Here is a 13,209-nt window from a genome sequence, read left to right as displayed (position 1 = left end):
CCTCTCATCTCAGGCGTAGCTTTCGATTGACGGGCAGGCGCACACGAGGTTGCGATCGCCGAACACGTTGTCCACGCGCCCAACTGGCGGCCAGTATTTGCCATCGATCAGCGACGCAACCGGGTACACCGCCTGTTCGCGGCTGTACGGGTGGGTCCATTCGCCAACCAGCTCCGCCGCTGTGTGCGGGGCGTTTTTCAGGGGGTTGTCGTCCTTGTCGAGCGTGCCGTTTTCCACCGCGCGAATTTCTTCACGGATGGCGATCATGGCCTCGCAGAAACGGTCCAGTTCTTCCCGTGATTCGCTTTCGGTCGGCTCGATCATCAACGTGCCCGCCACCGGGAACGACATGGTTGGCGCATGGAAGCCAAAGTCGATCAGGCGCTTGGCCACGTCATCCACGCTAATGCCGCTGCTGTCCTTGAGCGGACGCAGGTCAAGGATGCATTCGTGGGCCACCAGTCCGTTGCTGCCGGTGTAGAGCACCGGATAGTGCTCTTCGAGGCGACGGGAAATGTAGTTGGCATTCAGGATCGCCAGCTGCGAAGCCCGCTTGAGGCCTGCGCCACCCATCATGCTGATGTACATCCAGGTGATCGGCAAAATGCTCGCGCTGCCGAACGGCGCCGCGCACACCGCGCCTTCCTTGCGCGCCATGGCCGCGTGGCCCGGCAAAAACGGCGCCAGGTGCGACTTGACGCCAATCGGGCCAACGCCCGGACCGCCGCCGCCGTGGGGGATGCAGAACGTCTTGTGCAGGTTCAGGTGGGACACGTCGCCACCGAATTTGCCTGGCGCGCAGAGGCCGACCATCGCGTTCATGTTGGCGCCGTCGATGTACACCTGGCCGCCGTTGTCATGAATGACGCCGCAGATTTCGCGGATGCCTTCCTCGAACACGCCGTGGGTGGACGGGTAGGTGATCATCAGCGCGGCGAGGTGCTCGCGGTGCTCGATGGCCTTGGCGCGCAGGTCGTCGATATCGACGTTGCCGCGCGCGTCGCAGGCGGTGACCACCACGCGCATGCCGGCCATGTTGGCGGTGGCGGGGTTGGTGCCGTGGGCGGACGAGGGGATCAGGCAGATGTCGCGGCGTTCATCGCCACGGCTCTGGTGATAGGCACGAATGGCCAGCAGGCCTGCGTATTCGCCCTGGGAGCCGGCGTTCGGTTGCAGCGAAATCGCGTCGTAGCCGGTGGCCGCGCAGAGCATGGCTTCCAGGTCGGAGGTCAGCTCCAGATAGCCGGCGCTTTGCTCGGCCGGGGCGAACGGGTGCAGGGCACCGAATTCGGCCCAGGTCACCGGGATCATTTCGCTGGCGGCGTTGAGCTTCATGGTGCACGAGCCCAGCGGGATCATGGTGCGGTCCAGTGCCAGGTCCTTGTCGGCCAGTTTGCGCAGGTAGCGCATCAGCTCGGTTTCCGAGTGATAACGGTTGAACACTGGATGGCTGAGGATCGGTGACTGGCGCAGCAAGGCTGCTGGCAGGGTGCTTTGAGCCTGGGCGAAAACCGGCAGGTCCTTGCCGTCGGCGAAGAGCGACCACAGGGTTTCGATATCGGCCTGGGTGGTGGTTTCGTCGACCGAAATGCCCACACGCTCGGCATCCACCCACCGCAGGTTGATGCGCTGCGCGTGCGCCTTGTCGTGCAGGGCGGCAGTGTTGGCGCCGGTGCGGAGGGTGAGGGTGTCGAAGAAGTGTTGCTGCTCCACCGTCAGGCCCAGGGCGGTCAGGCCTTTGGCGAGAATCGCGGTGAGGTGATGAATGCGCTGGGCGATTTGGGTCAGGCCTTTGGGCCCGTGGTACACGGCGTACATGCTGGCGATGTTGGCCAGCAGCACCTGGGCGGTGCAGATGTTGCTGGTGGCTTTCTCGCGACGAATATGTTGCTCGCGGGTCTGCATGGCCAGGCGCAGGGCCGGCTTGCCGAAGCGGTCGACGGAAACACCCACCAGACGGCCTGGCATGTCGCGCTTGAACGCATCCTTGGTAGAGAAGTACGCCGCGTGCGGGCCGCCAAAGCCCAGCGGTACGCCAAAGCGCTGCGCGCTGCCGATGGCGACGTCGGCGCCGAACTCGCCCGGCGGGGTCAGCAGGGTCAGCGCCAGCAGGTCGGCGGCTACGGCCACCAACGCATTGGCGGCGTGGAAGCGCTCGGTCAGCTCACGGTAATCGAACACATCGCCGTTGCTGGCGGGGTATTGCAGCAGCGCGCCGAAGAAGGCGCTGACGTCGCTCAGCTCGCGCTCATCGCCCACCACCACGTCGATGCCCAGTGGCTCGGCACGGGTGCGCAGCACATCCAGGGTTTGCGGGTGGCTGTGGATCGACGCGAAGAAGGCGTTGCTGCCCTTGTTCTTGCTCAGGCGCTTGCAGAACGTCATGGCTTCGGCGGCGGCGGTGGCTTCGTCGAGCAGGGAGGCGTTGGCGATCGGCAGGCCGGTGAGGTCGCTGATCAGGGTCTGGAAGTTCAGCAGCGCTTCCAGGCGGCCCTGGGAAATCTCCGGCTGGTAAGGGGTGTAGGCGGTGTACCAGGCCGGGTTTTCCAGCAGGTTGCGCAGGATCGGCGACGGCGTGTGGCAGTTGTAGTAGCCCTGACCAATGTAAGTCTTGAACAGCTGGTTCTTGCCGGCGATGGCCTTGATCCTGGTCAGGGCCTCGGCTTCGCTCAGGCCGTCTTCCAGGCCGAGCACGCTGGTGCCCTTGATGCTTTCCGGGATCACGCTGGCGCTCAGGGCTTCAAGGGAATCAAAACCGAGGCTGGCGAGCATGTGCTGCTCGTCTTGCGGGCGCGGGCCGATATGGCGGGCGATGAATTCGTTGGCAGTGCCGAGAGTGATGGTCATGGTGCGCTCCTCAAGCTTCAGCGTTGGCTTTGATCAGGCGATCGTACGCGTCCTGATCGAGCAATTTGGCGACCGCTTCGGCATCGGCCGGTTTGAAGCGGAAGAACCAACCTTCGCCCATCGGGTCTTCGTTGACCAGCTCCGGGCTGCCATCGAGCTGGTCGTTCACTTGCAGCACTTCGCCGTCCAGCGGCATGTACACGCCGCTCGCCGCTTTTACCGACTCCACGGTGGAGGCTTCAGCGCCTTTGGCGTAGGCCTGCAACTCCGGCAGTTGCACGAAAACCACATCACCCAGCGCGTTCTGCGCGAACGCGGTGATACCCACGGTGACGCTGCCGTCGGCTTCGGCGCGCAGCCATTCGTGATCTTCAGTGAAACGCAACTCGCTCATGGAAACTCCTGGGGCCAGAATCGGAATGATGAGCGTTGATTAGCAATATTGCGGCCAATGTTAATAAGCTCATATAAATCAATGGCTTGATAAATATGGATATAACGTTAAAGGGTACGTGTGTAGCGATATCGTTACGGCTCGGCCCGTGAAAAAAAGCCTATGTGGATCAAAGCCTTGCAGGACGCGTTTAAGCGATGACTGTAGCGATATCGTTCCGCTGTAGCGCTTTCAGTACACTGGATGTCGTTCCTGGACCAAAAATTGAAGCGCCCAAGTGCACTGACAGCGCCCACAGTCTGATCGGTGCGCGGCTTCAGGGTTTGTTGGGAATGCCGTACTTGCGCAGGCGATGGGCGATAGCCGTGTGGGAGGTCTGCAACCGGCTCGCCAGTTGGCGGGTCGAGGGGTAGCGGCTGTACAGCTTGTCCAGCAGGTCGCGCTCGAAGTCTTCCACCGCCTGTTCCAGGCTCTCCACCTCGCCGTCGCTCTGGCGTGCCACGGACGTGCCGGCGATATCCAGGTCGCCGATGTCCACCAGGCTGCTTTCGCAAATGGCCGCAGCGCGAAAGATCACGTTCTGCAATTGCCTGACGTTACCCGGCCAGCGGTTGTCGAGCAGGGCCGGGTAGGTGCCGGGCGCCAGGCGACACATCGGGCGCTGGATCTGCGCGCAGGCCTGCTGCATGAAGTAGCGCGCCAGCAGCAGGATGTCCTGGCCGCGCTCACGCAATGGCGGCACTTCGACGTTGAGCACATTGAGGCGGTAGAACAGGTCTTCGCGAAAGGTGCCCTCGCCGACCATTTTTTCCAGGTCGCGGTGCGTGGCGCTGAGGATGCGCACATTGACCTTCACTTCGCGATCACCGCCCACCCGGCGAAAGCTGCCGTCATTGAGAAAACGCAGCAGCTTGGCCTGTAGATACGGCGACATTTCGCCGATCTCATCGAGAAATACCGTGCCCTGGTTCGCCAGCTCCATCAGTCCCGGTTTGCCACCGCGCTGGGCGCCGGTGAAGGCACCGGGGGCGTAGCCGAACAGCTCGCTTTCGGCGAGGTTCTCCGGCAGCGCCGCGCAGTTGAGTGCCAGGAACGGCGCACTGTGCCGCGCACTGATCGCATGGCAGGCACGGGCCACCAGCTCCTTGCCGGTGCCGGTTTCGCCCTGGATCAGCAGCGGTGCATCCAGCGCCGCCACCCGTTGCGCCCGCGCCTTCAGGGTGCGGATCACTGGGGATTCGCCCAGCAGTGCATCGAACCCTTCGGCATGGTCATGGTGCAGCGCCGACAGTTGCTCGCCGATGCGGTTGGGCTGGTAAAGGGTCAGCAGCGCGCCCGCATCGGTGATCGGCGTGGCGTCCAGCAGCAGGGTCTGGCCGTTCACGCTGATCTCGCGCAAAGGCAGGCGAAAGCCGTGTTCGAGCAAGGTGTCGAGCAGCGCGGGGTCATTGAACAGCTCACTGATGCTATCGCCGGCGGGTTCGCGTCCATACAGCGCGATCAACGCCGGGTTGGCCAGCAGGATCTTGCCCGCGCTGTCCAGGGCCAGCACCGGGTCGGTCATGGCGGCCAGCAAGGCATCGAGCTGCAGGTGCCGACGCTGGCCGGGAAGGATGTCGACCACCGTCACGGCCTGCACGCCCTGCACGCTGAACAGCGCGTCGCGCAACTCTTCCAGCACCGCGGCGCTGAGGGTCGGTGCGTCGATATACACGTTGGGCGGCACCATCTCTACCGCGTCCAGATTGAGATTGCGCCCACCGAGCAGGGCCAGGACTTCCTGGGTGATACCGACGCGGTCGATAAAGCTGACGTGGATACGCATGGGGCGCTAGTAATTCTTGAGAGCGGGAGGCGGCAAGTATGCCTTGCAGATGATGGAGATCAAAATGTGGGAGCGGCGGTGTGCTTACTCCAAGTGTTCGGGCTTGACCGGGTCACCGGATTTCAGGTCCAGTTGATGGCGCACATCCTCGAACATCTGGTCGTATTGCTTATGCATCGTGCCATTCAGGACCGCCGTTTTCGGCATGCCGTACTTGTATGTGATGTGCATGGCGTGCCGGGCAAAATCGAAGGCCTGGTCTTTGGGCAGGAAGAATTCCTCGTTGAGGTCCTTGCCCTGCACCGAACCGTGCAGCTTGAACAGCATGCCCGTGCCTTCCTTGGGGTCCTGACTGACGGTGTATTCGATATGCAGGTTGTAGCTGTAGTCGTCCTGGTTGAGCGCATGGCGCTCGACATGCAAGTGTCCGGGTTCAAAGGTAGCCATCGGCATCTCTCCTCTATGTCACAGATAGGTGAACCGCTCCCACAGTTGTGACCGCGTACGGCCATTGAAATGCGATCCGAAGGTGGGACTCTCCGCTAAGTTTGGACTTAACGCTGTCGCGCGCCAAACAGAGAGACTCTGTGGGGAGCGGGCTTGCCCCGCGGTGTACCTGATACGGCGCGCCTGGTTTTGGGGCTGCCGCGCAGCCCAACGCAGGACAAGCCTGCTCGCCACAGGGATGTGGTTGCCTGAAATAACTCATGCGCAGTCGATATTCGATAGGAGCAGATCCTGATTTACCACTGCGCCCGGTGCGAGCCCAATTCCTGCGCTGGCAAATCCCATTGCAACGGTGTGCCGCTGATGTTCAGCGGCGCCAGCAGCCGATGCGCCGGGCCCCAGGCGGTCTGCTCCACCACGAGGCCTTGATCGCCGGGCTCTTCGGCGCGCAACGCCGGTTGCTCCGATACTTGCCCCGCTTCCAGTAAACACTTCGCCGTTCGTGCCAGCGACAAGCGTGCCGAACCGCCACGCCCGGATCGCAAGCGCTCGCTCAAGGCCTGCAGGGCACTGGCTGCCATCAGGTAACCGGTCGCGTGATCCAGCGCCTGCACCGGCAGCGGTACCGGTGTATCGGCCTGTTTCCAGGCCATGCCCGCCTGGGCGATCCCGCAGCTCATCTGCACCAGGCTGTCGAACCCACGCCTATTGCGCCACGGGCCGCTCCAGCCGTAGGCGTTGAGGCTGACGTCAATCAGGCCGGGGGCCAGTATCTGCAACTCAGCCGTCGTGTAGCCCAAATGCTCCAAGGCATCGGCGCGGTAGCCGTGGAACAGGATATCGGCGTCCTTGAGCAAACCTTCGAACGCCTGGCGATCGTCGCTGCGTTTGAGGTCCAGCCGGGCGCAGCGTTTGCCCAGGGTCATTTCCGGCACCACGCCCGGCTCGTTCCAGGTGGGTGAGTCGATGCGCAACACATCAGCGCCCAGGCCGGCGAGAAAGCGGCTGGCCACGGGGCCGGCCAATACCCGGGTCAGGTCCAGCACCTTGATGCCGGCCAGCGGCCGCGCGATGGAGCCGAGCCATGGCGTTTCACGGGCAGTGGCGAAGGTCTGGCGCTGTACCAGTGGCTCGCTGTTAACCGCCAACCCCTGGGGGTGACGTTGCCAGTCCTGCACGGAACGCATCTGCGCGGCGCAACCGTCGGCCTGCACAATCGCCTCTTCCAGTTCGGCGGCATTCCAGCGGGCGACGTTCGCGGCCATGCCGGCGCGGTCAGCCACCTTGCCGAGTACCCGTTCGGCCGCCGCGCGATGATGGGGCGCATTGGTGTGCAGGCGAATCCAGCCATCGGCGCTGGCGTAGTCGCCAGCGACCGCATCCCACAGTGGCGGCACCTGCCAACCCTGCGGGCGGATCGAGGACGCGAACCAGAAGGACGCCAGACGTCGATCGACACTCACGCCGGGCAGGCGCCCGGTCTGTTGCTCGATCAACCGGGCCATGGCCTGGCCTGCGGCGGCGATGCTGGCGCTGGCCAGGTCAGTGACGGCGAACGCCGAGGGCAGGGCGCCGGCCCCGTTGAAGGTCGGCGCGGTGGCGGGCAGTGCGAGTGCGGCTTGGATGGTGTTGAGCAGGTCAGTCATCAAGGGCCCTCCGTAAGAGAAGGGCCACTATAGAAGATCATCACACCGCTGTGACAACCCCGGGCACCAACGGCAGGTCGATGCTCGCTATAAACCCGCCATCGGCATGGTTGGCCAGGATCAGGTTTCCGCCATGACGCTCGGCGGCACGGCGCGCAATCGCCAGGCCCAGGCCGTGGCCCTGGGCGGTCTGGCCGGGCGCGCGGTAGAACGGCTCGCCGAGCTGGCTCAGGTGCGCGGCGTCGACGCCCTGGCCGTGGTCGCGCACGCTGATCAGGATGCGCTCGCCCTGAAGCTGTGCCTGCAACTCGATGGGTTGCCCGGGCGGGTTGAAGCGCTGGGCGTTGCGCAGCAGGTTATCCACCGCGCGCTCAATCATGGTCGGCCAGCCCTTGAGGTGCAGGTCGGCGGCGGCGGTGAGCTGCACCGTTTGTTCCGGCGCGCTCAGTTGGGCGTCTTTTTGCAGGGTCTTGAGCAGCAGGTTGAGGTCGATGTCCTCGACGCTGGCGTTGTCGGCATCCACCCGCGCCAGTACCAGAATCTCGCTGATCAGCGCTTCCAGGCGGTCGCATTCGCGGGTCAGGCGCGGCCAGAGTTTTTCCCGTTCTTCGCTGCCGGCACGTTCGGCCAGGGCCAGGGCGATACGCAGGCGCGCCAGCGGCGAGCGCAGCTCGTGGGACACATCGCGCAGCAGTTGGCGCTGGCTGCCGATCAGGCTTTGCAGGCGGGCGCCCATACGGTTGAAGTCGGTGGCGAGCACGCCGAACTCATCGCGGCGATTGGCCAGGCGCGCCAGGCTGTTCTGCTGATAGGTGGCCTGGCCCAGGTCATGCACCGCGCCGCGCAGCCGGCTTAACGGGCGCGTGATGGACAGCGTCACGAACAGGCTGAACAGGGTCAGCACCACCAGGGCAATCGCCAGCGCGCTCAATGGCCACGCCAGGCTACTGCGGTGCCATTGGTCGAGTTCGGGGTGCGGAATCCGGTAGATGAAGAGGTAGGTGTCGCCGGTCTTTTCGCTGGTGTACTCGGCTGTCAGGCGCCGCCAGGGCAGCGGGCCACCCTGTCCGTCGGTCTGGCGCGCTTCAAACGCAGCGGCCCGTTTTGGAAAGGTGCCACGCACCACCGCTTCGCCGCTTTCGTTGAGCACCTGCACGTCGATGTGGTACTGGCGCTTGCGCTGTTGCAGCAGTTGCTGCGCGGCATCCTCGCCCTGGGCTTCGTACAGTTGAGTCCACTCTTTGGCCAGGTTGCTGACGCCGGGATGACGGCTGAGAATCCAGGCGTCCTGATTGAGCATGTGCCCAAGCAGCAGCGACAACCCGGCAACCAACGCGATGGCCAGCCAGAAACTGGCCAGGATGCGCCAGAACAATGAACGCACAGGAAACCCTCAAACAGGAAAAGCCCAGCGGCGCACGGCCGCTGGGCTGGGGGGTGTAACACTAGGGCATTATTGCGCTTTTTGCGGCTGTTGCGCTTTCCAGGCTTTGAATTCTCGCCATTCGGCACGACGCTGGTCCTGCTTTTTGACGATCTCGTCGAACTGCTTTTGCTGCTCGGGCGTCAGCACGGCGCGAATGCTGCTCTGGGTTTTCTTGCGGCTGGCGTCCTTCTCATCCTGCATGGCTTTCTGGTCGGCGGCCGGCATTTTGTCGAGGTACTTCTCAACCAGCTCACGACGGCCTTCCCTCTGCTCGCGCATCAGGCGGTCGATCTGCTGATGCTGTTCGGGGGTCAGGTCCAGTTCGCGCAACGGACCGCCGCGGCCACGTGGGCCATGATCGGCACCAGGGCCTGGGCCGCCCATCATGCGACCTTCAGGGCCGCCCATCGGGCCGGCGCCTGGGCCTGGACCTTCGGGCATGGCAGCCATGGCAACGGCGGGCAGGGCAGTGGCGAACATCAGAGCGATAAGGGTCTTGCGCATGGTGATTCTCCTGTCTCTATTCCGGTGAGTCCGGATGTGAGTAGAGTACGGCGATCAAGGTCAGCCGCTGTCAGCGCAGGGTAAGGCTTCGGTAAAGACAGTTTGGCGGGCGCCTGACAAAACTGCCACGGCGAATGGCGCGAGAGGCAGTTTCGTGGCGGTGGGGCTTGTCCTGTGGCGAGCGGGCTTGCCCTGATGCCGTTCAGTTAAGGAAAGTTTGTAGGCTTATTGTGGCGAGCGGGCTTGCCCCGCGTTGGGGTGCGAAGCGCCCCCTATCCAGCAAAACGCGGTGTACCTGATACGGCTCAGCGCCTGGTTTTGGGGCTGCTGCGCAGCCCAACGCAGGACAAGCCTGCTCGCCACAGAGATATTCGCTGATTCACAGAGACCGGCGTTGCATTTAGAGGCTGTAGTAGTAACCACGGCTGCGCAACGCCACGATCCGTGGCCGACCATCCGGGTGCGGACCGATTTTTTTGCGCAGGTTACTGACGTGCATGTCCAGGCTGCGATCGTACAGCGTCAGCTTGCGGCCCAGGGCTATCTGCGCCAGCTCCTGCTTGTCCAGCGGTTCGCCGGGCTGGCGCAGCAAGGCTTCCAGCAGGCGGCTTTCGGAGACGGTGAGGGCAAATTCCTGTTCGTCGATGCTGACCACGCCGCGTATCGGGCTGAAGCACAGGTCGCCGAGTTCGAGTTGGGTGGACACGGCGGCCGGGTGGCTGCGGCGCAGCACCGCGCGCAGGCGGGCTGTGAGTTCGCGGGGGTCGCAGGGCTTGGCCAGGTAATCATCCGCGCCCAGTTCCAGGCCGAGGATGCGGTCCAGCGGTTCGCCCCGGGCCGAGAGCATCAGCACCGGCAGATCCGGGTGGTCGTTGCGCAGTTGCTTGAGCAGCTCCAGGCCGCTGCCGTCGGGCAGCATCACGTCAAGCACCACGGCGGCGGGCGCGCTGTCGGCCAAGGCTTTACGGGCGCTCAAGCCATCGTGGCAGGCGCGCACTTGAAAACCTTCCTGGCTTAACCAACTGGTCAGCAGCTCACAGAGCTCCTGGTCATCGTCTATCAGTAACAGCTCGCTCATGACTCACTCAATTTAGCCATTGTCGACGGCGACGGTGCCCACCGCTGGCAAAGATCCCGCACAGCAGGGCGATCAGGGCGACGGCGGCGCCCGTGACAAACCACTGCTGCTGCTCGGTGAGCCAGCGGCTCAAGGCCCCGCCCTGTGTTTCTTTGAGCTGCTGGGCCAGGCGTTGGTTCTCCTGGCGCAAACGGCTCAGTTGCGCGCTTTCGCGGTTGGCGTCCGCGGTTTGCAGTTGTCTGCTCAATTCTTCACGCAGCCGTTCGCTTTCTTTCAAACGCTGCTGCAACTCGCTGACCTGGCTGGCGGCACTCAGGGACAGCGGCGTGGAGCTGCCATTGTTCGAGGTTTCTTCAGCGTGGGCCGTGGCCCCGGCCATGATCACTGCCAACAGACACAACTGAGGTAAGCGCATCGGAACTCCTGATTCCACACGAATATTCAGAAAGTTGTCGGCAGGTTACCGGGAATAATGAGCAATTAGGAGCGCGCCGAACCGATAAGGCTCGGCGTCACCTGAATCAAGGCAGGACTTGTTTGAATGGTTTGACGTTGACGTTCGCATACACGCCCGCCGTGACGTACGGGTCAGCGTCGGCCCAGGCCTGGGCGTCGGCCAGTGAAGCGAACTCGGCAACGATCAGGCTGCCGGTGAAACCGGCGTCGCCCGGGTCATTGCTGTCCACCGCCGGGTGAGGGCCGGCCAGTACGATCCGGCCTTCGGCTTGCAGCACTTTCAAGCGCTCGACATGGGCCGGGCGCACGGACAGGCGTTTTTCCAGCGAGTGGGCGACGTCGGTGGCAATGATGGCGTAGAGCATGTCAGTCCTCGGTTTTCGGCGTGGTGGGGTCGGTGTCATGCAGATGGCGCGACAGGTAGATGCCCTGGGCGACCAGGAACAGCACGGTCATGCCCAGGCTGCCGAAGACTTTGAAGTCGACCCAGTAGTCCTGGAACGTGAACGCGACGAACAGGTTGGCGGCACCGCAGAACAGGAAAAACACAATCCAGGCCACGTTCAGGCGAGTCCACACGGGCTCCGGCAGGGTCAGTGCGTGGCCCATGATCCGCTTGATCAGCAGGCGATCGCCGATGAAGTGGCTGCCGATAAACGCCAGGGCGAACAGCCAGTTCACCACCGGGGCTTTCCATTTAAGGAAGGTTTCGCTGTGGAAGGCCAGGGTCAGGCTGCCGAAGACAAGGCAGGCGATCAGGGTCAGCCATTGGCTTTTTTCCAGTTTGCGCTGGGAGATGAAGATGGCGCCGTAGACCACGACAGAGCTGATGATCAGCACAGCAGTGGCGCTGTAGATGCCGCCAAAGGTGAGCTCGTGGCCAGCCAGATCGACGACCCGAGGGTCGAGTTTGTAAACGATGAAAAACAGCAACAGCGGGATGAAGTCGATGAATTGTTTCACAGTAAGAGCCAGAAGCTGGATGTGGCGGCATAATAACAAACATCCTTGGTTGCGATAGCGCCAGCTGACTTGAGGTTACAGACCCCCGTGAATGTTGATTTGCACTGCCACAGCACGGCCTCCGACGGCGCCCTGGCGCCTGCGGTACTGGTTGCGCGTGCGTTTGAAAAAGGCGTGCGAGTCCTGGCGTTGACCGACCACGATACCGTCGAAGGCCTCGACGAGGCCCGCGCGACAGCCCAGGGCCTGGGCATGCAACTGGTCAATGGCGTGGAGTTGTCGTGCACCTGGGGCGGCGCCACCATTCATGTGCTGGGCTACGGTTTCGACCAGAACGCGCCGGCTCTGGTCGCCGCCATCGCCCAATTGCACGATGGCCGCTGGCTGCGGTCCGAAGAAATAAGCCGCAAGTTGAGCCTCAAGGGCATGCCCGGCGCCCTCGACGGCGCCCGCGCCATTCAGCAGGAACTGGGCGACAGCGGCAATGCGCCGGCCCGGCCGCACTTCGCCGACTGGATGGTGCGCGAGGGCTTCGTGAAGGACCGCGCCGAAGCGTTCCGCAAATGGCTGGGCGCCGGCAAGCTGGGCGATGTGAAGCAACATTGGCCGACCCTGGAAGACACCGTGCAGACCCTGCGGGCCGCCGGGGCCTGGGTCAGCCTGGCGCATCCCTGGCATTACGATTTCACGCGCAGCAAGCGTCGCAAGCTGATTGGTGACTATATAAGCGCCGGCGGCCACGCGATTGAAGTGGTCAACGGGCATCAACCCGCCGATCAGGTGGGCAGCCTGGCGATCCTTGCCCGCGAGTTTGGTCTGCTGGTCAGTGCCGGCAGTGATTTTCATGGCCCAGGCGGCTGGTCCGAGATTGGCGAGTACCGCGCCATCCCGGAAGATTTGCCGCTGTTGTGGGGGCGATTCAAGCATGACCCCATTATTGCCACCGTCTGAACAGGTAGAGCACGTGAGTCAATTCTTCCAGATTCATCCGGAAAACCCCCAGGCGCGCCTGATCAAGCAGGCAGTCGAGATCATCCGCGCCGGCGGCGTGGTGATCTACCCCACGGACTCGTCCTACGCTATCGGTTGCCAGATCGGTGACAAGAGCGCGGTCGAACGTGTACGACGCCTGCGTGACCTGGACAAGAACCACAACTTTGCGCTGATCTGCAGCGACCTGTCCCAGTTGGGCCTGTTCGCCAAGGTCGACACCGGCACTTTCCGCCTGCTCAAGGCCCACCTGCCCGGGCCCTACACCTTTATTCTCAACGCCACCCGCGAAGTGCCGCGCCTGCTGCTGCACCCGAAGAAGCGCACCATCGGCCTGCGTGTGCCCGAGCACCCGATTGCCCTGGCGTTGCTGGCCGAGCTGGGCGAGCCGTTGATGAGCGTGTCGTTGATCATGCCCGGCGACACTGAACCGCTGGAAGACCCCTATGAAATGCGTCAGCTCCTGGAAAAGCAGGTGGACCTGATCATCGACGGCGGCTTCGGCGGCGGCAAGGCCTCCACCGTGATCAACCTGGCTGACGGTGAGCCGCAGGTGGTGCGCGTCGGTTGCGGCGACCCCACGCCCTTCATGGTCGAGGCCTGAATGTCGGCCGTGGAAACCGCCGATCCCCA

At 63.5% G+C, this 13,209-nt stretch carries 13 protein-coding genes; 2 read left to right on the top strand and 11 right to left on the bottom strand.

Translation table 11 applies throughout. The annotated features are described in order from the left end of the window. Positions 1-9: 9 nt before the first annotated feature. The 11 genes from gcvP to H045_RS15270 all read right to left on the bottom strand — a co-directional run bounded on the left by gcvP (position 10) and on the right by H045_RS15270 (position 11,586). The gene (gene gcvP, locus H045_RS15320) at positions 10-2,847 is read right to left on the bottom strand and encodes an aminomethyl-transferring glycine dehydrogenase (protein ID WP_015372838.1); all 2,838 of its coding nucleotides are present in this window, start codon (positions 2,845-2,847) and stop codon (positions 10-12) included. Between the two features lie 10 nt (positions 2,848-2,857). Beyond that, positions 2,858-3,241: a glycine cleavage system protein GcvH gene (gene gcvH / locus H045_RS15315; protein ID WP_003237716.1), complete on the bottom strand. Its 384-nt coding sequence runs from the start codon at positions 3,239-3,241 to the stop codon at positions 2,858-2,860. A gap of 316 nt (positions 3,242-3,557) precedes the next feature. Then, positions 3,558-5,066 carry a sigma-54-dependent transcriptional regulator gene (locus H045_RS15310; RefSeq protein WP_003237717.1) on the bottom strand — a complete coding sequence of 503 codons (1,509 nt, stop codon included), beginning with the start codon at positions 5,064-5,066 and terminating at the stop codon, positions 3,558-3,560. Between the two features lie 84 nt (positions 5,067-5,150). Then, positions 5,151-5,513: a DUF5064 family protein gene (locus H045_RS15305; protein ID WP_015372837.1), complete on the bottom strand. Its 363-nt coding sequence runs from the start codon at positions 5,511-5,513 to the stop codon at positions 5,151-5,153. Between the two features lie 296 nt (positions 5,514-5,809). Further along, positions 5,810-7,159 carry a CoA transferase gene (locus tag H045_RS15300; RefSeq protein WP_015372836.1) on the bottom strand — a complete coding sequence of 450 codons (1,350 nt, stop codon included), beginning with the start codon at positions 7,157-7,159 and terminating at the stop codon, positions 5,810-5,812. A 40-nt stretch (positions 7,160-7,199) separates the two neighbouring features. Next, positions 7,200-8,543: a sensor histidine kinase gene (locus H045_RS15295; protein ID WP_015372835.1), complete on the bottom strand. Its 1,344-nt coding sequence runs from the start codon at positions 8,541-8,543 to the stop codon at positions 7,200-7,202. 69 nt (positions 8,544-8,612) lie between these two features. Further along, on the bottom strand, positions 8,613-9,089 hold the full coding sequence (locus H045_RS15290) for a Spy/CpxP family protein refolding chaperone (RefSeq protein WP_015372834.1): 477 nt from the start codon (positions 9,087-9,089) through the stop codon (positions 8,613-8,615). A gap of 400 nt (positions 9,090-9,489) precedes the next feature. After that, on the bottom strand, positions 9,490-10,167 hold the full coding sequence (locus H045_RS15285; protein ID WP_003237727.1) for a response regulator transcription factor: 678 nt from the start codon (positions 10,165-10,167) through the stop codon (positions 9,490-9,492). 7 nt (positions 10,168-10,174) lie between these two features. Continuing rightward, positions 10,175-10,582 carry an SH3 domain-containing protein gene (locus H045_RS15280; RefSeq protein ID WP_003237729.1) on the bottom strand — a complete coding sequence of 136 codons (408 nt, stop codon included), beginning with the start codon at positions 10,580-10,582 and terminating at the stop codon, positions 10,175-10,177. A gap of 106 nt (positions 10,583-10,688) precedes the next feature. Beyond that, complete coding sequence (locus tag H045_RS15275; RefSeq protein ID WP_003237731.1) at positions 10,689-10,988, bottom strand: YciI family protein; 300 nt, start codon at positions 10,986-10,988, stop codon at positions 10,689-10,691. A gap of 1 nt (position 10,989) precedes the next feature. Further along, positions 10,990-11,586, bottom strand: coding sequence for a septation protein A (locus H045_RS15270; protein WP_003237732.1), 597 nt, complete (start codon positions 11,584-11,586; stop codon positions 10,990-10,992). Between the two features lie 87 nt (positions 11,587-11,673). Here H045_RS15270 and H045_RS15265 point away from each other — a divergent pair, with 87 nt between their 5' ends. Both H045_RS15265 and H045_RS15260 read left to right on the top strand, forming a co-directional pair. Next, positions 11,674-12,537: a PHP domain-containing protein gene (locus H045_RS15265; protein ID WP_015372833.1), complete on the top strand. Its 864-nt coding sequence runs from the start codon at positions 11,674-11,676 to the stop codon at positions 12,535-12,537. 13 nt (positions 12,538-12,550) lie between these two features. Beyond that, positions 12,551-13,180 (top strand): L-threonylcarbamoyladenylate synthase, encoded by a 630-nt coding sequence (locus H045_RS15260; RefSeq protein ID WP_003237737.1) that lies wholly within the window; start codon positions 12,551-12,553, stop codon positions 13,178-13,180. Positions 13,181-13,209: the final 29 nt, after the last annotated feature.

The sequence above is a fragment of the Pseudomonas poae RE*1-1-14 genome (assembly GCF_000336465.1).
In the GTDB taxonomy this organism is placed as follows: Bacteria; Pseudomonadota; Gammaproteobacteria; order Pseudomonadales; family Pseudomonadaceae; genus Aquipseudomonas; species Aquipseudomonas poae.
This window is presented reverse-complemented; position numbering and strand designations above follow the sequence as displayed.